Below are 21,636 nucleotides of genomic sequence, written 5' to 3'. Positions count from 1 at the left end.
ATCACCCTGTTGAGGTAGAAAAGCCTGTCTTTAGTGACGGGCAGATAAATGAATGCCGGCAATGGTGCAGCGAACGGACCCGCCTGCCATTTCAATGGTTGGGATGTTCAGTGGCACCAGTTTGGTGCTTTCGCGCATGATGGCTTTTTGATCGTCCGTTAAAGCGTCGTATGCTGTCTGGGACAGGGCCAGAATGCGCCCGCTTTTGCCCTGCAGTTCAATGGCATTTCCGGCAAATTTCCCGATCTGATCTTCGCTGAGATCAATCACGCGGCGACCGGAATGTTCCAGACGCTGAATGATTTCATTTCGGCGATCCGGGTTTTTGATCATGGACAGGCCGATCAGCGCATAGTCTGTGGCGATACACATCAAAACATTGGTGTGATAGATCGGCACGCCCTTGCTATCGACAGCAGAAAAGGCCATGGGTTCGAAGTTAAAATGGGTACAGAACCTCTCCAGTACGATCTGGCTGGTGCGATCTGATTTGGCGGCGTAAGCCACGCGATCAATATGATCCAGCACCATGGCCCCTGTGCCTTCCAAAAACAGATTGTCTTCTTCCAGCCCGGAATAGTCGATGATGTCCTGCACGCGATAATTTTTCTTGAGCATTTCAAGAATATCCTGACGGCGTTCAAGGCGTCGGTTTTCTGCCTTCATGGGGTAGACAGCAACATGGCCCCCGCTGTGGGTGGAAAACCAGTTGTTGGGGAAGACTGAATCCGGCGTGATGGTGTTGGTGTCATCAAAGAGATGAACCTGAATGCCCTGGTCTTCCAGATGGATGGCGGCCAGTGAAATCTCTTCAAAGGCTTGTGATGAATGGGCATCATCAGGTTGCACGGCAACCTGAAAGGCATTGTCCACCGATGTTTCCGGGTTGACCTTGAACTGGTGCGGGCGGATCATGATGATGGACGGTGGGGCCTGTACTGAGTTTCGTTCTTTACGCAGCATCCTGCACCCCCATGCCGCGTTGGACCATGCCAAAGAGATCACGGGTATCATCCGGGTCAGCCAGCAGGTCAAGTTCCACATAATTGCCTGTACGTTCAAGCTGTTCCTTGATGTAACGAAGGGCAGAGAAATCTTCTGTTGCAAAACCCACACCGTCAAAGAGCGTGATCTGCCCGGCGCTTGTGCGTCCCTCTTTCTTACCTGTCATGACTTCCCAGATCTCGGTCACTTCATGGTCGTCATCCAGTTGTTGGATCTCGCCTTCAATGCGGGTTTGGGGTGGGTATTCCACGAAAATGTCGGATCGCAGCAGGATGTCTTTATGCAGTTCCGTCTTGCCTGGGCAGTCCCCACCTATAGCGTTAATATGCAGACCTGCGCCGACCATATTGTCCGTCAGGATGGTTGCGTATTTTTTATCAGCGGTGCAGGTGGTGATGATTTCTGCACCTTCGATGGCCTCTTCAGCTGTTTTACACGGAATAACGTTCAGCCCCTGATTTTGCAGGTTCAGCGTTGCCTTGGCAGTGGCGGCTGGGTCGATGTCATAAAGCTTGACCGTCTCAATGCCGCAAATGGTTTTAAAGGCCAAAGCCTGGAATTCACATTGCGCGCCATTGCCGATCAGGCACATGGTCTTGGCATTTTCAGGGGCCAGATGTTTTGCAACAACGGCAGAGGTTGCAGCGGTGCGAAGCGCCGTCAGAATGGTCATTTCTGTCAGCAAAACCGGATAGCCGTTGGATACATTGGATAACACACCAAAGGCCGTGACGGTCTGAAACCCTTCGGCCTGATTTTTCGGGTGACCATTGACGTATTTAAAACCGTATGTTTCCCCATCCGAGGTTGGCATCAGTTCAATCACGCCTTCGCTGGAATGGGCGGCGACGCGGGGTGTTTTGTCAAACTGTTCCCAGCGTTTGAAATCTTCTTCGATATAACCGGCAAGTTCAGAGAGCAGAGTTTCAAGGCCGATAGTCTTGATGATCTGCATCATGTTATCAACGCTGACAAAAGGCACCATGGCCAGTTGTGAGGGGGCTAGTTTGTTCATGTCATGCTCCTTATCAGAGGTCGAATAGTCAAAAGGGTGTAGAAGAAAGGAACGCGCGTTTTCCTGCTTTCGGATTTAACCGTTACAAAAATGGTATCTGCACAGGCTGTTGACTAAAACATCATTTTTGTAGAAAATTGGTGAATAATTGACTTTTTAGTCAGTAGTTTTGACTTTAATGAAAGTAGTGGTGCGTAAAATGGATGATCTGGATCGAAAACTGATTGCCGAACTTCGGGTGAATGGCCGGGCATCGACCCCCAAGCTTGCGCAAATTTTAGGGGTGGCACGCGGCACGGTGCAGACCCGGCTGGACAAACTGATTTCATCCGGGGTGATTAAAAGCTTCACCATCCGCCTGCGTGATGCGGAAGCCACCGACATGATCCGTGCCATCATGTTGGTGGAACTGGGCGAACATCACTACGCCAAAACCATGAGCACCATTAAGAAAATCCCGGGCTTTAAGGCGGTCCATACCACCAACGGGCGCTGGGACCTGGTGGCGGAGCTGGAAGTCTCTTCCATGGCAGAGATGAACTTGCTGGTTTCCAAAGTGCGTGGGATGGATGGGGTCAGAAAAAGTGAAACTTCTATTTTATTGGGTCCAGCTTAGAGAAAGTAGTTTGATCAAAGACTTACATATATAGACAGTAGATTTTTTGATCGATTATGCCTAAGCTACACTATCCTTAATTGATTTGGTTGCTGTTTGCGATGGCTGAACTGGATGCCCTGAGACTGGAACGAAACAGGTTCGTAAAACTGGCTTTCTGCCGGGCCGATCTGCTGTTTGAACTGGATGAAGAGATGAAGGTGGTCTTTGTCGCAGGCGCATCAGAAGCCTTGTTGGGCAAAACACCCGAACAGCTGGAAGGCGCAACCTTCACTGATTATGTCGCAGACTCGCTGGTCGAACTGTTCAAGGCTCTGATGCAGGGAAATGCCGATCAACGCATTGATGATGCGCCACTGTCTTTAAAAGGGATCAAGGGGATGGAACTGCCGACATTGGTTGCGGGCTATCGTGCCCCGGAATTTGAAAACCATACGTTTCTCGCGATCAAGATCATCACAGCCGTGCCGGAAAATACGTCGAACGCTGAACCCGGTAAAATCTTAAATCAGGAAGAATTTTCACAGGAAGCCGCACGCCAGCTGGAAATGCTGACAGCCCAGGGGATTGAAGGCCAGGTCACGCTGGTTCGGATCAAGAAGCTGAAGGACCTGTTCAAACATATCGGGGCAAGCGATAAGAAGGCACTGACCACGTCTATCTGTGATGCGCTGAAAAAATATTCATTGGGCGGCAATACGGCTGGTCAGATGAATGAAGACAGTTTCGGCTTTGCCCATACCAATGATGTGGATACCGATCAGGTGAATGCGGACATTGAAGATGCGGCCAAACCGTACCTGCCGGAAGGTGAAAATCTGGAAAGTAAATCTCTGACGCTGGATGCGGATAACGCGGGGATGACCGAAGGCCAGGTGGCAAAAGCACTGATCCATTCTATGTCCCAATTCTGCACCGACGGGCAAAAGGTTAGTACGGGCAAGCTGTCGGACGCGCTGGATGAGATGATGAGCGACACGGTTGAAACCGTGAAATACATCAAACATGTCACCGAAGAAAAAGACTTCGATATCGCCTTTATGCCCATCTGTGATCTGCGTGTCGGGCGTGTCCATCACTTTGAAGCTTTGTCACGGTTCAAGGATCAGGACAAAGCGCGCAATACTTTCCAGATCATCACCATGGCGGAAAATCTCGGGCTCATTCAGGATTTTGACTATGCAGTCTTTTTAAAGACGGTGCGGTTTATTGAAGATTATAAAGCGCGTGGCACCACCATTCCGCCTGTTGCGATCAATATGTCGGGTTCGTCTTTGCTGAACCAGCAGTTTGTGGGACGCGTCCTGCAATTACTTGCGGGTTCGCCTGACTTAAACAAGCGTTTGATGTTTGAATTGACAGAGTCAGCCGAAGTTTCCCAACTGGATGAGGCCAACAAGATCATTCAGGCCTTCCGGCAAAAAGGTATCAAATTCTGCCTTGATGATTTTGGGGCAGGGGCGGCCAGTTTTGATTATCTCAATGCGCTGGAAGTCGATGTGGTCAAGTTTGATGGCCCTGTAATCAAACGGGCTTGCGCCAATAAACGCGGGCATGACATGCTCAGCAACATGGCGACCATGTGTTCAAGCGCGGGCGTGCATACGGTTGCGGAGATGGTTGAAGACAAGAATATCGCCAATCAGGTGTTTTATTGCGGCATTGATTACGGGCAGGGATGGTATTTCGGGAAACCCGATTTCGACCCCATGTCCTTTGCCGATAATTTCGCCGGAAAAGAATTATAATATAGGGATCAGGGAGCTTATCAAGGATGTCAAAAATTGCCTTTCAGCGTGCGTTTCAGGAACTGACTGAAACAGAAGTGCAAAAGCTGCTCGAAAAATCACGTGACCTGATTTATCAGGATGGGGCAGTGATGATGCGCGAAGGCGATGATCAGGGCCAGATCATGGTCATTCTGGCAGGCGAAGTCCGCGTGGTCCGCTTGGCAAAAGGCGGCAAGGAAGTTGACCTCACCACCCCTTTAACAGCGGGTGACACAGTGGGCGAGATGTCCTTCATCGACCATATGGGCGCGAGTGCCACCCTGATCGCCAAAGGCGATGTTGTCGTCAAATCTGTTGATCATGAACTCGTCCAGGAAATGGCGAATGGCGAACCGACGTTTTTACAGCGGTTTTATCATTCTCTGTTGTACACCGTCATCCGCCGCTTAAGGGTGGTGGATTTCAAGATGACGTATTAGACAGCCAACCCTCAAAATATTTCTCAACCATCTCTCTTTGCAAATGCCTTGTGATAAACACAAGCTTGGTGCGTTTGTCTTCTGTCGGCCAGTTGCTGAGTTCAAACGGTTCGTGGAAGATGTGTTGGACGCCGTGGAGGATGTAGGGTTTGTGGGGGCGATCTTGTAAGTTGACGATGCCTTTGATCCGCAGCAGGTTCTGTCCGTGGGCGGTGACCAGAGATTGAATGGCAGCGATGAAGGATTGACCGGGAACGGGGTCCTCAATGATCAGGCTGAAAGTTTCGATATGGTCGCCATGTTTGTTGATGTCATGCGCATGGTCGTGATGATGGTGGTGATCATGGGGAAGTTTTTCAAAATTCAGCCATTTTTGTGCGTCGGCCGTCTTGCTGGTTTTATCAAACAGCTTGGTATCAAAAAGTTTTTCCAGATCAAAGTCCGGGGCATTCTTGACCATTACATCTGCTGTTGGGTTTAGGGTGATGATCTGGCTTTGCAGGTCAGCAAGTGCCGTGTTCTCAATTTCCAAATCTGTTTTGGTGATGACCAGCCTGTCTGCCACGGCGATCTGTTTGACGCTTTCTTTCTGAAATTCCATGGTCGAAAGGCTGTTGGTGGCATCAACGGTGGTGATGACTCCGCTCAGGCCAAAACGGGCAAAGATGCGCGGTTCCGTCATCATGGTCTGAATGACCGGGGCGGGGTCCGCCAGCCCGGTTGTCTCAATGATAATGCGATCAAAATTTGGCAGCTCGCCCGTTTTTCGTTTGGTCCATAGCTCAAACAACGTATCAGCAATATCGCCGCGAATGGTGCAGCACAGACAGCCTGTGGTCATTTCCATGACCTGTTCTTCGGCATGGGTGACCAGAAAATCATCCAGTCCAATCTCGCCAAATTCATTTACGATCACGGCGGAATTGGAAAAGGCAGGGTCTTTCAGGATTTGGGAAAGCAGGGAGGATTTGCCGCTTCCAAGGAAGCCTGTCAGGATTGTAATCGGTGTTTTCATGGTCTGTACAGGAAGTGATTGATCAAGAGGCCATGATATAGGGAGAGACAGCGCGAAGCGCCATGTGTTTTTTGAAAGGTCTGATTTTTTTGTGACGTGTATCAAGGGTTGGGTTTTTGCTGCTCTCTTATATTGATTGACGGAATATATAACGTTATGCTCAAGTTATACTCAGCCGGAATGAACAGGAGAAGTTGCTATGCTTGGAGTTGTCTTTACCGAATTTCTGGAAATGGTCGAAGAAAAGTTTTCGTTTGATGTCTCCGATAAACTGCTGGACGCCATTAGTGATGATCATTCCGGTTCATTCACGGCGGTAGGGGATTATGATCATGCCACATTGGTCAAGATGGTGGTGGAGCTGAGTAAAGAAACAAATATTGAAATCGCCGATTTGATCCGTGTCTTTGGTGCCCATCTGTTTCATCAATTCTCCATCAAATATCCCATGTTTTTTGAAGGGATGACCTCCTCGCTGGATTTTCTGGAAGGGATTGAAGATCGTATCCATACCGAAGTTCGCAAACTATACCCCAATGCAGAACTGCCGACATTTGATTGTATCCGCAAAGATACCAAGACGCTTGAGATGAACTATTCATCTGTGCGCCCTTTTGGTGATCTGGCCCATGGTTTGATTGCAGGCTGTGCGGATCATTTTAAAGAAGAAGTCACCATTCAACGCAATGATATCGACGGAAGCAATAAGGTTCAATTTATCGTTAGCGTTGTTTGAGAGTGATCATGGACGAAGCGGAGAAGTGGAAAAAACGTTTTGAACGTGAGCGCGAAGCCCGAAAGGAGGCTGAACGTGTCCTGGAGGTCAAAAGCCGTGAAGTCTATGAGGTCAATCAAGAACTGCGCCTGACCCTGGAAGGGCTGGAACAACGGGTTGAAGAACGCACGGCAGCCTTAAGTGTGGCAGTGGAAAATGCGAATAAGGCGAATAAGGCAAAATCGGCTTTCCTTGCGACCATGAGCCACGAAATCCGCACACCCATGAATGCTGTGATCGGCTTGACTGACCTTTGCATGCGCAATACCTCGCCATCACCCAAACAGAAAAAATATCTCCAGAAAATTCATCATTCCGCTCTGGCTTTGCTGCGGATCATCAATGACATCCTTGATTTTTCCAAGATCGAAGCCGGCGAGATGGATATCGAAAACACTCCCTTCACGCTGGGGCAGGTTTTTCAGAATCTGTCAAACCTGGTTGCAGAAAAAGTGCGGGAGAAAAAACTGGAGTTCGTTATTAAGCGATCTGCCAATTTATCTGAAAATTTTATGGGGGACCCCGTTCGGCTGGGGCAAATTCTGCTGAACCTGGCTTATAATGCGATTAAATTCACCGATCAGGGGCATGTGGTTGTCAGTGTTGATCAACGTGAGGGCGACGATGGATATGTCATTCTGGAATTTTCTGTAAGCGACAGCGGGATCGGCATGACGGATGAGCAGCAGGAAATGCTGTTTAAGCCTTTCACCCAGGTCGATACATCTGATACCCGCAAATATGAAGGCACAGGCCTCGGGCTTGCGATTGCTCGCAATCTCGTGCGCAGGATGGACGGGGATATTTCGGTTGAAAGTGAATATGGGAAGGGAACGGTCTTTTCCTTCCATGTTCGGTTGGCGTTGAATTCAGAACTGTCTGCAGAAGATTATCGCCTGCCCAAATATCTGGATGGGAAATCTGTATTGCTATGTAGTGCCGACCCGATTTCAAGCCGCGCTATTGAAAAATACCTGAAAGATTGCGGTTTGTCGGTTGACGTGGTTTCCACCATGGATCCCGGCGCAATATCCAAGGAACATTATGACCTGTTGGTTGCCTGCCCGGCGGATGGTGTAGCTGGATGCGGGGAAGAGGCGCAGGCTTTCATTGTCGCATTGGATGACAGGATCGACAAAAAGATTGTTGTGTCGAATGAAGAAGAAGAGATTGCCCTGACGCTGATGGAGGGACGGCCTTTTGATGCCTACATTCAAAAACCCGTCGATCCTTCTTACCTGTTTGATACTGTCCTTGAAGTGTTTGGCCATGAAGTGATGTCTGAACTGCAAAATTTGGATCAGACTGATCAAGAGTTTGAAGCCCTGACTCCTATCCAGGGGGCACGTATTTTGTTGGTGGAAGATAATGAACTTAACCAGCAGGTCGCGCGGGAGTTACTTGAAAACGCCAAGTTGTTTGTTGAAGTCGCTGGTAATGGGCATGAAGCCATTCAGATGTTGAAAGGGGCGGATTTTGATTGTGTCCTGATGGATATCCAAATGCCGATTATGGGGGGATATGAAGCGACACGGATCATCCGGTCTAGTCAAGCTCATGAAAATTTGCCCATCATTGCCATGACGGCAAATGCCATGGTGGCAGATCGAAAGGCCGCCATTTCTGCGGGGATGGATGATCATGTGGCCAAGCCGATCAATGTGCACACGCTTTTTTCCACCTTGTTGCGGGTGATTGAACATAAAGAACGCGACCTTCCGATCACGCGCATGCGTGAGGTCAAAGATGCTGAACATCCTGAAATTGAAGGGCTGAATGTTCAGGACAGCATTGCGAACTTTGGCAATGCTGTTGATCTTTATAACGAGCTGCTGAAAAAATTCTGCTTTGTCGCACAGGGGATGAAAGGGGATTTGGGGAGTGCCATTTCCTCAGGTGATTATCTGACAGCAGGACGGATTGCCCATACCTTAAAAGGGTTGGCTGCCACCATTGGTGCCCAAAATCTGGAAAGTACGGCACGCTCGCTGGAAGTGGAATTGGGATTGGAAGAAATCGTACCAGCCGCGGTGACAACGGTTTTTTCCGATATCGAACTTCAGACATCTGATTTGATCAACCGGATTGAAAGTTTCTTTGATGAAGGCGCGAGCCAAGCCGGGAAATATGCGGTTGCCGATACGGATCAGATTTATAGCCAGCTTCAGGGATTGAAGGAATTGCTCGAATCTTTTGATGTGGAAGCAGAAGAAAAAATCACACAGATGCTGTTGGCCGATATGGATGGGAAAACCCGTACCATCCTGAAAGAGATCGGCAAAAAGATTGAGCGTTATCAGTTTGAAGAGGCCACGACCTTGCTGGAGCCGGTAATGGCTGTTTTTGAGAAAGAGGGGTAAGGAGCAGTCAATGGATAAGAAGTTTAAAAAGAAAATCCTGATCGTTGATGATACGCCCGAAAATATCGATGTTTTAAAGGAAGTGCTGATCACTGATTACAGTGTCAAGGCAGCCCTGAACGGACAGGTCGCGCTAAAAATTGCGAATAAGGATAATCCTGACCTTATCTTGTTGGATGTTATGATGCCGGGCATGGATGGGTTTGAGGTATGCGAGAAGCTGAAATCTGATCCCCAGACAGCGCATATTCCCATTATATTTGTAACTGCAAAAACAGAAGAAGTTGACGAAAACAAGGGATTTGATGTGGGCGCGGTTGATTATATCCGTAAACCCATAACGCCTTCTGTGGTTCTTCGACGGGTGGAAACTCACCTCTCGCTTGTGCAGGCTGAACAGTTAAAGGAACTGGCTAAAGCTGCTATTCGTATGCTTGGGGAAGCCGGGCATTATAATGACACGGATACCGGACATCATATCTGGCGTATGGCGGAATATGCCAAAGCCCTGGCGATGGCGGCTGGGGCATCCAGAGAATATGCAGAAATTGTCGAACTGGCCGCCCCGATGCATGATACTGGTAAAATTGGTATTCCCGATAGTGTTCTGAAGGCCCCGCGAAAATTGACAGGGGATGAGTGGGAATTGATGAAGGAACATGCAAGAATCGGATCAGATATTTTATCTCATTCCACCAATCCGGTTTTTAAAATTGCTGCTGAAATTGCCATGAGCCACCACGAAAAATGGGATGGGTCAGGCTATCCATCAGGGTTGAAAGGTGATGATATTCCCTGGACAGCACGGGTGGTTGCAATTGCGGATGTCTTTGATGCCCTGACCATGCGTCGTCCCTATAAAGAACCTTGGCCTGTGGAAGAAGCTATGGCTGAAATCCGGAAAAGTGCGGGGAACCATTTCGACCCAGAACTGGTTGCGACTTTCTGTAAAATTCAGGACGAGATTTGCGACATTAAAGATGGCTGGGACAAGAAAGACTGATTTTGTCATGACTTGATGCATATCTGTTATTCTTTTAGTCAAAGCTGCGATCGTTCTACCTGCGAGCAAGAACTTCGCGCCGCTTGGTCTTATACCACCTGCGTGTGTTTGAAAATTCAAAGCGACATCGAGCAAGACGAGCTGCGTGGTCCTTAAAAAATTTTAAGGGGGCCGTTTTGATCTCTTCGATGCAAAAAATGCGTTGCATGAAATTACATGCCGTTTCATTTGACGTTTAAAACACTAGCCCGGCCAAATTCCTAAAAGCAAAAGGCTCAGCCCTTTTGGGGCTAAGCCTTTGAAATTACTTGGTGCGGGCGGGCGGACTTGAACCGCCAAGACCAAAAGGTCGGCAGATTTTAAGTCTGCTGTGTTTACCGATTTCACCACGCCCGCACTGCAAGTGTGTGCCTTTTATGAAGGCGGGCACACATTATCGTTGCCATGGGGGATTTGCAAGAGGGATTATTGTTTTAAGCCCGCTTTTTTCAACATGATGTGCAGCTGGGTAATCATTTTTTCTTGTTTGCGCTGACTGTCCGCCGCTTCGGTGAATTTTTCCACGAAATTTGGCTGGCGCAGGTGGTCTTGCACCCGTTCACGCACCCAATTCAGTGTCTTGCCTTCAATCAGCATTCCAGAGGCACAGAATTGCAGCAGGTTGGTTGCGCGTATAAAGAGCGGTTCTTCCGGGCTGTCCATTTTATCAATGATACGTTCTTCATCCAGGAAGTTGTAAAGTAGATCATCCAGCCATTCGACCAATTGCATATTAACGCCGCCAGGTAATTCTACTTCTAAAGCCATTTTCTGTAGGCCTGATAAAATCTTTAGTTTGCGCTTTAAGGGCAGGCGGTAATGAACCACGTCATGGACATGTTCCGGCCCATCCATGAAAGACGGGATAAAGTCACTGACGATATTGGCGCAGTCTTTGCCAAACTGGGATTTAGATAAGGTCAGCAGATAGCGCAGTTGCAGGATTGGGGCCTGCAGCGTTTCCACAATATGATTGATTGCTTCGGCTGGTTTATCCAGGGAGCGGTCCCGGTTATGGCTGCGGGTTCCACACATAGTGAGGGCTTCGGCCATGCCTTCACCGCCGAGGATGGATCCGTTTTTAGCGATAAACAGGGGCAGCAGTTCCTTAAAGGCATGCTTTTCTTCCAGCATATCGCCTTTGGTCAGGGCAGAGCGGTTGCGCAGCATCTGTTCAACCTGATTGGCAAGGGCCGTGCGGCAATGAACCATGGGCAGTTTGCGCATCAATTCACTGATCCGTTTCAGCCCGGCGGTATCCCATTTACGTGCTTCATATTTGGCGATGCACATCTGGATCAGGACTTTCATGGCGTTATATCGGTCGGGCTGTTGTCCCAGCATATCCTGAATGACCGTCGGCATGGCAAACATTTCCGAGATCAGGTCATCCAGTAACAGGGATGTGTTTTCATGCAGGTCTTCCGGTTTGACATCACCGAGGAGATCAAACAAAACGCTGAGTTTTGCTTCCCAGGAGGTTGCGCGTGTTGTTGGCTGGGATAAAGACATCATGACGCGGAAACGTACCGCCGGGTCTTTGATATCGCCCGCTTCGGCCAGATAATTGTTTAATTCACCCGGGCGGATATCATCATTGCCAGAACTGCGGGCTTTTTCCTGAACACCCTGAAACAGGTCATAGAGTTTGTCACGGCGTTCCTGTTCATTTTCCTTGGCTTTGACGGCCTGAATAGTCGCCAGGCGATCAAGTGCGCTGCCACAGAGCGGATCATCGCAAAAGGCTTCCATCGCGCGGTAGGTATGGAGGATTTCAGAAGGTGAAATCGCTTCCTGATCAAAATAATCGCGCAACAATCGGCGCAGAACGATACGGCTTTCTTCGGTATAAAGGTCGTCCACCGTGTTCCAGACGGGGGAATCTTCGATATGTCCGATCCCAGCCTTTTTCTTGACCGAGGACTGATCTTCGTCAAAGCGGATGTCTTCGTTGCCTTTGGCATCACGGGCGATCACCTGGACCTGATCTGCAATTTTGGATTTCAGCAATTGACGGGCTTCCTGCACAGCTTCACTTTCGCTGTTCTTCAGGGAATGAAAGCTCCAACGGCTACCGCTTCTGACTTGTAGTTCAAATTGACCGGACACGTGTTTATCACCCAACGATTGTTTGTTTTTAAAAGCATAGCAGTCCTGATTGACGCTGTCACGCTGGTGAGATGAAGTTTTTTACTTTGTTAGGGGTTCATTTATAAAGTTTGGATATAGTGAGAGACTGGAATAAACATGAATATAGTGAGATCACACCAGATGTTGCGCATCCTGTCCATAATGTGTCTGTTATCAATGGCCTCTGCCTGTGCGCTGCCATCGCCAGCGAACCTGCCTGCGGTCGTCTCTGAAAAACATGTCAGGCCGGATCATCGCGAACGGATCAGTCATCGTTTGCTCTGGCTCGCCCCGGAACAGCAATGGCACTATAATTGTTTATTTCTGAAACCACTGGCTGCTTTGACTTTTGATGAACAAAAGCTCGCATTGCCCAGTGCAGATATCCTGTTTCGCGCGCACTTTGAAGAAAAACGCCTTGCTTATCGTTCGGCCGGATTCCTCTATCGTCAGGCGGCAGATCAAGGCATCGCGATGGCTTATGTCAAACTGGGGAATTTGCTGATTGATGGAAAGGGTACACAAGCTAACCCCAAAGGCGGGGCAAAACTGGTTTATCAATCCGGCTTGCTGGATTGTGCTGAAGGACAACACCGTTATGCAGAACTTCTGACAGAAGGCAAGGGCGTGCGTGGAGACTTGGTGCAGGCCTGGGGCTGGGCGGAAATGGCGAAGAAACAAGGCTATCCGGGAAGTGGTGCCTTGCAGAAAAAGATGGAAAGTGTGATGGCACCTGCGCAGATGGCACTGGCACGCGAACAGGCGCGCACACTTCGTTCGCAACTGGATCTTTTTAACCATGGGCCGAATGCCAACAAACTGGTGCAATGTACAACGGATCGCAACCGCACGCCGTTTTATACCCGCATGCGCGCCTGTCATGCCATGGGCGGAACCCATCAGGGCGAAGTGATCGATTTTAGAAGTAAGCAGTAAAGTATGACAAAACCGTTGGATGGATTGCTGGTTGTCGCGCTGGAACAGGCCGTGGCTGCACCTTATTGTTCCGGGCGTCTTTCTGATGCGGGTGCCCGTGTGATCAAGATCGAACGACCCGAAGGTGATTTTGCCCGTCACTATGACCATGTGGCCCATGGGGAAAGCGCTTATTTTGTCTGGTTGAACAAGGGTAAAGAATCGCTGGTTCTGAATATCAAGGATGATGAAGATGCGGCCCTGCTTCATCGCGTTCTGGCAACGGCAGATGTCTTTATCCAGAACCTAGCCCCCGGTGCGGCCGCCCGTTCTGGTTTCGGCTCAAAAGAACTGCGTGCTAAATACCCTCGTCTGATCACCTGTGATATCAGCGGCTATGGGGAAGAAGGACCTGCAGCCCAGATGAAGGCTTATGATTTGTTGGTACAGGCGGAAACCGGATTGTGTTCTCTGACCGGAAGTGAAGAAGCACCCGGTCGCGTCGGGGTTTCCGTTTGTGATATTGCTGCAGGGATGAACGCCTATCAGGCGATCCTGGAAGCTTTATTGAAACGCGGGATTACGGGCCGTGGCAGTGGGGTTGCGGTGTCCCTGTTTGACGGGATGGCGGACTGGATGGCGGTTCCTTTACTACATTATGATTATGGTGGCAAAGCGCCTAAACGAGTAGGGCTTCGCCATCCCTCCATCGCACCTTACGGGGCGTTTGAGACCAAAGATGGCGTAAATATCGTGATTTCCATCCAGAATGAGCGCGAATGGAAAAGTTTTGCAGAAAATATCATGGGCCAACCGGATTGGGCGACAGAAGGTCCCTATAAGGACGGTGTTTCACGCGTAAAGAACCGCCCAGAACTGGACAAAGCCGTGGCGGAAGAATTCCTGCAGCAGGAAAGTGAGGTTTTGTGTGAAAAGCTTCTGGCAGCGAAAATTGCCTTTGGTCGGGTGAATGAGGTTGCAGGCCTTTCCGGCCACACAGCCCTTCGCCGTATCACCATTGATACGCCATCAGGTCCGGTTAATTTGCCTGCGCCACCCGCCAAATGGGTGGATGAAGAAATCGAATATGGTGCAATTCCGGAAATCGGCAGTCATACGGATGTGATCCGAAAAGAGTTTGCAGAAATTGGTTAATTCTGTCGTTGTCGTGTTGGGGGCGGCCGTTGATGATGATGGTTCAGCCAGCCCCTGCATGAAGCGCAGATGCCAAAGCGGTGTAAAAATTGCCCAGGATTTGGGTGGCGCGGATATGTTGTTTTGCGGCGGGGTCACCAAGCCAGGTCAACAGCAAAGCGAAGCCGCTGTCATGGCCGGGCTCGCGAATGATTATGGTTTTGAGAAAGAGAAAATCTATCTGGAAAAAACATCCCGCAACACGCTTGAAAACGCAGCCTTTGCCAGCAAGTTGATCCAGCAGCAGGGATGGACGCAGATTGTTGTGGTGAGCGATCGCTCCCATCTGTTGCGCGCGAGATTGTCCTTTTGGTCCTGTGGAATCACGGCAAGCTATCGTGCGGCAAGGCACGGGCCCAAGGCAGGTGTGCGGGAAATTTTTTCGTGGCTGCGGGAGGTTCCCGCTTTGCTTTGGTACGGGGTTCGGGTATTAAACGGCCATCCGAACTTATTAATGACCCAGGTGAAATGACGTTTCAAAGGCTACTTTCTGCGTTGGTGGTGACATCCTGTGTGGCGATGAATACGGCCGCACAAGCCGATGACTGCACGGTCCTGCATAGCTTTCGCGGGCTGGTATTTGATGCTGGTGCTGTCGTGGCGGTAAATGATATGGAACAGCACCTGGACCGTGCGCTGACCTATGGCGTTGAAAAGACGGTTCTTTACCCCAATGACATGGCTGAAGAAGGCAATCAGCCTGCTGACCTGGAAGAAGTCTTCCCCGACCTGGTGATCCAGGGGCAGGCCCCCTGGCATGATGGTGCCCCCGTTGTCTGGGCGGATAACGTGATGGAACATGGTCTGCTGGGGCTGGAAAAGAAACTGCTGGAACAGCCCGGCCAGATGTTTGTGCTGGGCAATTTTACCCGTTTCAATCTCGTGCAGGTGCAACGTCTGTTAAAGAACCACCGCAATCTCTGGATTGGGTTTGGCCGTGCAGAAATCGATACGCTGGTGGAAAGCTGTGCCACAGGTGAGGTAGCTGCCTTTATGCGCAAAGCTGACGGCCGGGTGGTTTTTGCATCATCTGGTGGGGATATGCAGTGGAAGAACTATAAATGGACGCTGCGTAAACTCAAGAAACTGTCGAGCTATCTGAGCATCAAGGAGTCGGATGCCTTCCTCTTTCGAAATGCGGAAGAGCTTTTTAATATTGCGGTGAATGCGCCTTAACGGTCCAACAATGTAGATGGTTGTGTCGTGCGGCTGCTGGAAGAGACATATTCCGGCAGGGCAACGGTTTTGCGCCATTTATCTAACTGTGCCGAACGGCGATTGGAAAAGTCACGCTGTTGCTTAAGCCCGCGTGTGGTGGACGTATTGTTGGGCACCATCAGGCGCTTCTTTTCTTTCTGTTGATAAAGGGCGCGGTTCTTGGCGGCATTGACCTGACCGAATTTGGACAGGCGACGATTGTCACGCCAGTCTGAAATTTGCGCGCTCATTTTCTCGCTGCGGGTAATGGCGGCGCGTTGGGCGGACAGTCGTTTCTTGAAGTTGTTGTTTAATAGTTCTGTGCGTCTGTTGTCGATCTGGGCGACTTTGTAGCTTTTTGGGTTGCTGTGTGTGTCTTGTGGTTCGCGGTTGGCATAGTTCCAAAAGCCCAATACCTTTTCACGGTAGTACATGTTTTTGGATGGATCATTGGAATGATAATGTCCGGCTGCCGTGCTCCAGGATTTGGTATTTTTAAACAGTTTTGATAAAAACTCGCCCGCATATCGGGTGTTGCTGTGCGGATCAAAGGCTTCATGCAGGTCTTTAAAAGCATCGGGGTGGTAACGCAGGTTGATCTGCATGCAACCTACATCGATGTTTTTGATTCCCTGTGCCTGAAGCGCGCGGACATGCTGAATGGCCTCTGATTTGGTCTGAAAGAATTTGCCTGCCGAACCGGACGCAACGGTCCAAGGCCAGGCAATATTTGCCTTGTCCTTTTCAACCCAACGCCCGGACTCCGTCAAAGAAATGGCACGCAAAAGGTTGCGCGGGATATTGAACTGACGTTCTGACTGGTGGGTTGCAGATTTGCATAAGTCCATGTTTTTATTCACACTTACGTTTGCGCGTGCGGTCTGGCTAATAGCGAAAATCAATAAAAACACGATGAGGTATCGCATGGCTTTACTTCCTCAGTTCAGGACAGGTTCAGAGTCTCGTTTGAAAACTAGCAAAGCCAATGCCAGTTTTGATGAAAGGCGATGAGAAATGAAAAAATAACAAAATAATCAAAATTCAGTTGATTTTATTTTCTGCCTATGGTTAATACGTTTTCAGTAATTAGCTTTTAAACTATTTTTAAGTTAATTTACTTTCTTGGACGTTTCCTCCCAAACTTTTCAGGCTCATCTACGGATGGGCCTTTTCTTTTTTCTACATATTGACGCAGGGGAATTGGCGCGTTTACAAAGGTAACAACGCGTGGAAACTAATTAATGTCATTTCAGTTAACTTAGATTAAGTCCGGTTCCGGTTGGATCGCGTTTATCGCCATCACCCAAGGTCTTTTGCATCATGACCGTATCAATCCAGCGATTGAACTTATAGCCTGTGGCGGGCAGGGTGCCCTGGTGGACGAAGCCGAATTTTTTGTGAAGCGCGATGGAAGCTTCATTTTTGCTATCGCCGATGACGGCGATCAGTTGTCGGATATTTCGTTTTTCCAGTTCCGTAATAAGGGCTTGCATCAGTTTTGATCCAATGCCATGTCCTTGCGCGTCCTTGGCAAGATAGATGGAATGTTCCACGCTGAAGCGATAGGCAACCCGGGTGCGAAAAGCCCCGCCATAGGCGTAGCCGACGATTTGGCCGTTCAGCACACAGACCAGATAAGGCATGTTTAGTGTGGCAATCTCATCAAAGCGCCGTTCCATTTCTGCCAGGTCCGGGATGATTTCTTCAAAGGTGATGACCGTTTCTTTGATGTAATAGCTGTAAATGTCCAGAATGTCTGGTAGGTCGCTTTTTTCGGCTGTGCGGATGTGAATATTTGTCATGGCAGGGCAGCTACTTATAGGGATCGAGCATCAATGGCGCTGAGTTCTTCAATCAACGGGCGAATGCGACGTTTTACGTCCTGCAGTTCGGGCAGGCGCGTGATGTTTTCTTCATTCATATAAAGAACGCGGTTCAGTTCGATCTGTAACGTGTGCACATGTTGTTTGGGATTGCCGTAGTGATAGGTGGTATAGCCGCCTGCATAGGGGCGATTGCGTTTAACCACAAATCCTTGGTCTTCGAGAATCTGTTGCGCAAGATCGCTGATCCATTCCGCACAGCTGGTGCCAAACCGGTCCCCTAAGATAATATCGGTACGATTGTTGCCATTATCCTGATCCATTGGCCCGCCGATCGAGGGCATGGAATGACAGTCGATCAGCAGGCAGCCACCAAAGATCGCGCAGGTATCGTCAATCATTTGGCGAAGGGCCGCGTGATAGGGGTGATAAAGTCGCTCAATCCGTTGGCGCACTTCGGCAAATTTTAATTTGTCACGATATATATTGGCCCCGTTGGTCACCACTTTGGCAACAGTGCCGAGCCCGGCAAGGGCGCGTACAGAATCGATATTGACGAAAGAGGGTAGCACTTCATCAAACATGGATGGGTCCAGTTCAAACGGTTCCCGGTTGGGGTCCACATAGGCACGCGGGAAGTTTGCTTTTAAAAGCGGACTGCCGAATTTCAGGCAGCTTTCATAAATCTCGTGCACAAAGGCATCTTCGGATCGGCGCAGCGCAATGGGGTCAAGCAAGGAGCTTTTGATGAAGTCGCGCGGATAGTGATCCCCACTGTGGGGCGAAGCATAGATAACAGGCGCGCTTTGGCTTTTGGGGCGCAGAAGATTGAAAGGCGCATCAATTGCGTCTCGTGTCTCTGTCTCCTGCTGAGTTGTTGAAGCTGCCTTGATTGCCATCTGTTCGTTATCTTTGATTCTCGGTCGATAGGGTTGAGTAGCGCAGCCATTGATTTGGCGCAAGCGAGAATATCACAATAGCATAAAGTTAAATAATACTTGAAGATAGTAGGAACTATACCGAATCCAGCCTTTTCCCCTAGGGTTTAGATGGTGTATAAAATATGTAACTGTAAGTAATTTAGACTCAATTGCCAAAAAGACTGGGAATCTGATTATGTTGAACAGTCGCCCAAACGAATTTAATGACGCCGCTGAGAGTATTATCCGGGTCGTCCGCGACGATGTCTGTGCACCTTGTGTCAAGGCGGGCAAGAATTGCCAGCCTGTCAATTTGGATAACCCACTGGCGTGTCAATGTCGTTGCGAAAAGGTGGCGGATATTTTGGATACGGCAAAGATGTACCTGAATTTGGCCGTCAAAAATTACGAGAATGAGTCTGAAGGTTAAAAAATATAACTTTTTTGTTGCACCTTTAGAGAGTCACCGTTATAAAGCGCCCCACCGTGAATTGAGGCATCAATGATGCATCAGGGGATCGGTGGTGAAAATGGGTCGTTAGCTCAGTTGGTTAGAGTGTTGCCTTGACATGGCAAAGGTCACAAGTTCAAATCTTGTACGACCCACCATTTATTTTAGTTGGGGATTTTCCTTGTTGACTCAATAAGGTGATCTCCGTATGTTCCCGGCTCCGCTCATCTAAGAGGAGATGGGCCAACGTTTTGAGGATACGAGATCATGAAGATTCGCAACTCTTTGAAGTCAGCAAAGCTGCGTGAAAAAGGCTGCCGTGTTGTGCGCCGCCGTGGCCGCGTTTACGTCATCAACAAAAAGAACCCACGTTTTAAGGCTCGCCAGGGCTGATTAACGCAGGTCTTTTTTAGACGACTTTACAAAAAGCCGCTTCCCTTGATGGGGATGCGGCTTTTTGTCGTTATTGATTGATGTGATTGTTGGGCGAAGATATTGCTTTGGAAAGCTTTTTAAGGGTGGAACTGCGTATAGGTCTTGCAGAAAGCTGATCTGCCACGTACCCTGTAGTCATAAATCAGGGAATGAGTTTCAGTCTATGGGCCTTAAAAAACAAATCGCCGGATCGTCTGTGATGCGCTTTATTGCGCAAAATACGCCGTTGATGCATGGGATGGCGAAAAAACTTGTTCCCGCCACCACAGCCGAAGAAGCCATCGAAATGGCGGCCAAGCTGGTGGATATGGGGTATCACGTTTGTTTGCATCATCTGGGTAAAGCCACCAAAGATGTGGAACAAATCCAGGAAAATGTCGCTATTGTGATTGAAACGATGGAAATTCTGGATGAAGAACGTCTGGAAATCTGCATCAGCCTGATGCCCTCAGAAATGGGCTATCTTAAATCCAACAAGGGTGGGGAAACTCATTGCCGCCAGATTGCCAAAAACTTTGGCTATCGTACCTCTGTGCGCGATGTGGAAGACCGTCAGGGCTATGGGGATGGGCACGAGGAAGGTGAACGTAATCTGTTGATGGTGCATGCCAGTGAACGTGTGCCCATGCAGCGTATCCTAGGGCTATATGGCATGATAAGCCGGGCAAGTATTGATGCCTGTGTGACGATTCCTGCAGCTCTTGCACGCAGTGAAGAAGACGTAAAGACGATTATCTCTCAGGGCGGCAATGTGCGTTTGTCCTTAACACCGTCCGCCGTAGTGGATGCGCGTTATTATGATGACCAGGAAATGGTCGTTGATAATTATATGAAGCTCGCCCGTTTTCTCTTGTCCGAAGATGCCATGATCCAGCAGGTCACCCCGGTTTTTGCCCTGGAAGATGATGATATGGCCGAACAGATCATCATGATGGCCAATATGCAGGGCTGGAGCGTCAATAATTTCGAATTTGAAATCCCTTATGGGGTGAATAACAAGCTCAAACGCAAACTGCGTGATGAGGGTTATACCGTGCGCATTCTGGTGCCATTCGGCAAGGAATGGTGGGCTTATTTTTACCGTCGCTCACAAATGTAGCCTGACAATTCTTCTCTTGATTATCCAAAATAAGTGAACAATATGTTCTGAACATTTCGATCTTCGAAGTGGTTTGGCTCTGTTAATAATACTTATTGAAATGCCAATCTTCGGCCTAAGCTTTTTTGGATAAAGGTGTGCGTGATGACAACAGCAGATACACAACATAGAGATAGTGTGTTCACCCCGGTTCTAATCGCTGGTGGGTTCATTCTGCTCATCAGCTTTGCCATTCGTGCATCCTTTGGAATTTTCCAAATCCCTATTGCAGAAGATTTCAACTGGCCGCGTGCGGACTTTTCCTTTGCTATTGCGATTCAGAATTTGTTCTGGGGGATCGGGCAGCCGATCTTCAGTGCCATTGCTGAAAAGTTTGGTGACCGCAAAGCGATTGTCCTGGGGGTTGCGTTTTACATGGCGGGTCTGATCGGGTCCTCTTACGCGGTGACTGCCGGGCAGCATCAGTTCCTTGAAATGTTGGTTGGCTTCGGGATTGCCGGAACAGGCTTTGGCGTTATCCTTGCTATTGTGGGGCGTGCGACGTCTGACAAGCATCGTTCCATGGCCTTAGGCATTGTGACGGCCGCCGGTTCTGCCGGGCAGATAATCGGCCCACCGATTGCAGAAGCCCTGTTGCAGTTTATGACTTGGCAGAATGTCTTTTTAATCTTTGCGGGAGGTGTTGCGGCCAGTATGTTGGTGCTGCCCTTCGTTAAGGCACCAGCAGTGAGCAAGGGCAATGATGCAGCAGATGATCTGGCGTTGAGCACGGTTTTGAAACAGGCTGGGCGTGATCGCAATTACATGTTTATCTTTATCGGATTTTTTGCCTGTGGCTATCAGTTGGCCTTTATCACAGCGCATTTCCCAGCCTTTATCACCGAGATTTGTGGCCCTGTGTCCCCGGGCAGTGTGATCCATTCCATGGGGATTACGACGACGTCAGCTTTGGGTGCAGCGTCTATTGCTGTGATCGGTATCTTTAATGTGATGGGGACTGTTCTATCCGGCTGGCTTGGCAATCGATATTCCAGAAAATATCTGTTGGCTGTGATTTATGGTCTGCGCACAATTGTGGCGGCAGCCTTTATCTTGACACCGATGACGCCGGAAACCGTGATTCTGTTCTCCATCATCATGGGGGGGCTGTGGCTGGCAACGGTGCCGCTGACTTCGGGGCTGGTGGCGCAGATTTATGGTCTGAAATATATGGGCACCCTTTATGGTTTTGTCTTCTTCTCTCACCAGTTGGGCGGCTTCTTAGGGGTGTGGCTCGGCGGCTATATGTATGATCATTATGGGTCGTACGATCTGGTCTGGTGGGTCGGTGTTGGCGTTGGTGCGGTTTCAGCCCTCATCCACCTGCCCATCGATGATCGCCCTTGGGCCTTAAGCCGTGCGAAAGCGGCAGCTTGATCCACATAAAAAAAGTGCC

The 21,636-nt window shown here is 49.2% G+C and carries 21 protein-coding genes and 2 tRNA genes; 15 read left to right on the top strand and 8 right to left on the bottom strand.

Going from position 1 to position 21,636, the window contains the following annotated elements:
- Positions 1–30: 30 nt before the first annotated feature.
- A complete protein-coding gene (gene ctlX / locus RYZ26_RS13810; RefSeq protein WP_317683811.1) occupies positions 31–963 on the bottom strand; it encodes a citrulline utilization hydrolase CtlX in 933 nt (310 codons plus the stop codon).
- Positions 953–2,020: an ornithine cyclodeaminase gene (locus tag RYZ26_RS13805; RefSeq protein WP_317683810.1), complete on the bottom strand. Its 1,068-nt coding sequence runs from the start codon at positions 2,018–2,020 to the stop codon at positions 953–955. Before RYZ26_RS13805 ends, ctlX begins: the two co-directional genes overlap by 11 nt.
- A 178-nt stretch (positions 2,021–2,198) precedes the next feature.
- On the opposite strand from RYZ26_RS13805, the gene RYZ26_RS13800 reads away from it, so the two are divergent.
- The 3 genes from RYZ26_RS13800 (at position 2,199) to RYZ26_RS13790 (ending at position 4,845) form a co-directional block, all read left to right on the top strand.
- On the top strand, positions 2,199–2,636 hold the full coding sequence (locus tag RYZ26_RS13800; protein WP_317683809.1) for an Lrp/AsnC family transcriptional regulator: 438 nt from the start codon (positions 2,199–2,201) through the stop codon (positions 2,634–2,636).
- A gap of 101 nt (positions 2,637–2,737) precedes the next feature.
- Entirely contained in the window at positions 2,738–4,384 is a 1,647-nt protein-coding gene (locus RYZ26_RS13795) for a sensor domain-containing phosphodiesterase (protein WP_317683808.1), read from the top strand.
- A 26-nt stretch (positions 4,385–4,410) separates the two neighbouring features.
- A complete protein-coding gene (locus RYZ26_RS13790) occupies positions 4,411–4,845 on the top strand; it encodes a Crp/Fnr family transcriptional regulator (protein ID WP_317683807.1) in 435 nt (144 codons plus the stop codon).
- On the opposite strand, the gene RYZ26_RS13785 is transcribed toward RYZ26_RS13790, so the two are convergent.
- Complete coding sequence (locus tag RYZ26_RS13785; protein ID WP_317683806.1) at positions 4,829–5,860, bottom strand: CobW family GTP-binding protein; 1,032 nt, start codon at positions 5,858–5,860, stop codon at positions 4,829–4,831. The genes RYZ26_RS13790 and RYZ26_RS13785 overlap by 17 nt on opposite strands.
- A 199-nt stretch (positions 5,861–6,059) precedes the next feature.
- Here RYZ26_RS13785 and RYZ26_RS13780 point away from each other — a divergent pair, with 199 nt between their 5' ends.
- Genes RYZ26_RS13780 through RYZ26_RS13770 form a run of 3 tightly spaced genes read left to right on the top strand, consistent with a single transcriptional unit; the run spans position 6,060 to position 9,998 of the window.
- Positions 6,060–6,596, top strand: a complete 537-nt coding sequence (locus tag RYZ26_RS13780) for a heme NO-binding domain-containing protein (RefSeq protein ID WP_317683805.1) — start codon at positions 6,060–6,062, stop codon at positions 6,594–6,596.
- Between the two features lie 8 nt (positions 6,597–6,604).
- Positions 6,605–8,995: a hybrid sensor histidine kinase/response regulator gene (locus tag RYZ26_RS13775; protein WP_317683804.1), complete on the top strand. Its 2,391-nt coding sequence runs from the start codon at positions 6,605–6,607 to the stop codon at positions 8,993–8,995.
- A 10-nt stretch (positions 8,996–9,005) separates the two neighbouring features.
- Positions 9,006–9,998 (top strand): response regulator, encoded by a 993-nt coding sequence (locus RYZ26_RS13770; protein WP_317683803.1) that lies wholly within the window; start codon positions 9,006–9,008, stop codon positions 9,996–9,998.
- A gap of 309 nt (positions 9,999–10,307) precedes the next feature.
- Here the strand turns inward: RYZ26_RS13770 and RYZ26_RS13765 are convergent.
- Together RYZ26_RS13765 and RYZ26_RS13760 are read right to left on the bottom strand one after the other, a co-directional pair.
- Positions 10,308–10,394 (bottom strand) — tRNA-Leu (locus tag RYZ26_RS13765).
- A gap of 69 nt (positions 10,395–10,463) precedes the next feature.
- A complete protein-coding gene (locus tag RYZ26_RS13760) occupies positions 10,464–12,146 on the bottom strand; it encodes a hypothetical protein (RefSeq protein ID WP_317683802.1) in 1,683 nt (560 codons plus the stop codon).
- A gap of 138 nt (positions 12,147–12,284) precedes the next feature.
- On the opposite strand from RYZ26_RS13760, the gene RYZ26_RS13755 reads away from it, so the two are divergent.
- Genes RYZ26_RS13755 through RYZ26_RS13740 form a run of 4 tightly spaced genes read left to right on the top strand, consistent with a single transcriptional unit; the run spans position 12,285 to position 15,452 of the window.
- Entirely contained in the window at positions 12,285–13,103 is an 819-nt protein-coding gene (locus RYZ26_RS13755; protein ID WP_317683801.1) for a tetratricopeptide repeat protein, read from the top strand.
- Positions 13,104–13,106: 3 nt separating this feature from the next.
- Positions 13,107–14,237: a CaiB/BaiF CoA transferase family protein gene (locus tag RYZ26_RS13750; RefSeq protein WP_317683800.1), complete on the top strand. Its 1,131-nt coding sequence runs from the start codon at positions 13,107–13,109 to the stop codon at positions 14,235–14,237.
- Positions 14,230–14,748 carry a YdcF family protein gene (locus RYZ26_RS13745; protein ID WP_317683799.1) on the top strand — a complete coding sequence of 173 codons (519 nt, stop codon included), beginning with the start codon at positions 14,230–14,232 and terminating at the stop codon, positions 14,746–14,748. The genes RYZ26_RS13750 and RYZ26_RS13745 overlap by 8 nt, the downstream gene beginning before the upstream one ends.
- On the top strand, positions 14,745–15,452 hold the full coding sequence (locus tag RYZ26_RS13740; protein ID WP_317683798.1) for a hypothetical protein: 708 nt from the start codon (positions 14,745–14,747) through the stop codon (positions 15,450–15,452). Before RYZ26_RS13745 ends, RYZ26_RS13740 begins: the two co-directional genes overlap by 4 nt.
- Here RYZ26_RS13740 and RYZ26_RS13735 read toward each other — a convergent pair.
- The 3 genes from RYZ26_RS13735 to RYZ26_RS13725 all read right to left on the bottom strand — a co-directional run bounded on the left by RYZ26_RS13735 (position 15,449) and on the right by RYZ26_RS13725 (position 18,195).
- Positions 15,449–16,399: a transglycosylase SLT domain-containing protein gene (locus tag RYZ26_RS13735; protein WP_317683797.1), complete on the bottom strand. Its 951-nt coding sequence runs from the start codon at positions 16,397–16,399 to the stop codon at positions 15,449–15,451. The two genes, RYZ26_RS13740 and RYZ26_RS13735, sit on opposite strands and share 4 nt — an antisense overlap.
- Positions 16,400–16,726: 327 nt before the next feature.
- A complete protein-coding gene (locus RYZ26_RS13730; protein WP_317683796.1) occupies positions 16,727–17,275 on the bottom strand; it encodes a GNAT family N-acetyltransferase in 549 nt (182 codons plus the stop codon).
- 14 nt (positions 17,276–17,289) lie between these two features.
- Entirely contained in the window at positions 17,290–18,195 is a 906-nt protein-coding gene (locus RYZ26_RS13725; RefSeq protein WP_317683795.1) for an N-formylglutamate amidohydrolase, read from the bottom strand.
- A gap of 217 nt (positions 18,196–18,412) precedes the next feature.
- Here RYZ26_RS13725 and RYZ26_RS13720 point away from each other — a divergent pair, with 217 nt between their 5' ends.
- The 5 genes from RYZ26_RS13720 to RYZ26_RS13700 all read left to right on the top strand — a co-directional run bounded on the left by RYZ26_RS13720 (position 18,413) and on the right by RYZ26_RS13700 (position 21,617).
- Positions 18,413–18,646 carry a hypothetical protein gene (locus RYZ26_RS13720; protein ID WP_317683794.1) on the top strand — a complete coding sequence of 78 codons (234 nt, stop codon included), beginning with the start codon at positions 18,413–18,415 and terminating at the stop codon, positions 18,644–18,646.
- A 102-nt stretch (positions 18,647–18,748) separates the two neighbouring features.
- Positions 18,749–18,825: transfer RNA gene (locus RYZ26_RS13715), tRNA-Val, on the top strand.
- A 109-nt stretch (positions 18,826–18,934) separates the two neighbouring features.
- Positions 18,935–19,060 (top strand): type B 50S ribosomal protein L36, encoded by a 126-nt coding sequence (gene ykgO / locus RYZ26_RS13710; protein WP_028880259.1) that lies wholly within the window; start codon positions 18,935–18,937, stop codon positions 19,058–19,060.
- Positions 19,061–19,265: 205 nt separating this feature from the next.
- Positions 19,266–20,201 carry a proline dehydrogenase family protein gene (locus RYZ26_RS13705; RefSeq protein ID WP_317683793.1) on the top strand — a complete coding sequence of 312 codons (936 nt, stop codon included), beginning with the start codon at positions 19,266–19,268 and terminating at the stop codon, positions 20,199–20,201.
- A 144-nt stretch (positions 20,202–20,345) separates the two neighbouring features.
- Positions 20,346–21,617: an MFS transporter gene (locus RYZ26_RS13700; protein ID WP_317683792.1), complete on the top strand. Its 1,272-nt coding sequence runs from the start codon at positions 20,346–20,348 to the stop codon at positions 21,615–21,617.
- The last annotated feature ends 19 nt before the right edge of the window (positions 21,618–21,636 follow it).

Source organism: Terasakiella sediminum (assembly GCF_033100395.1).
In the GTDB taxonomy this organism is placed as follows: Bacteria; Pseudomonadota; Alphaproteobacteria; order Rhodospirillales; family Terasakiellaceae; genus Terasakiella.
Note: the sequence above shows the minus strand (reverse complement) of the source record. Positions and strands in the feature narration are given on the sequence as shown.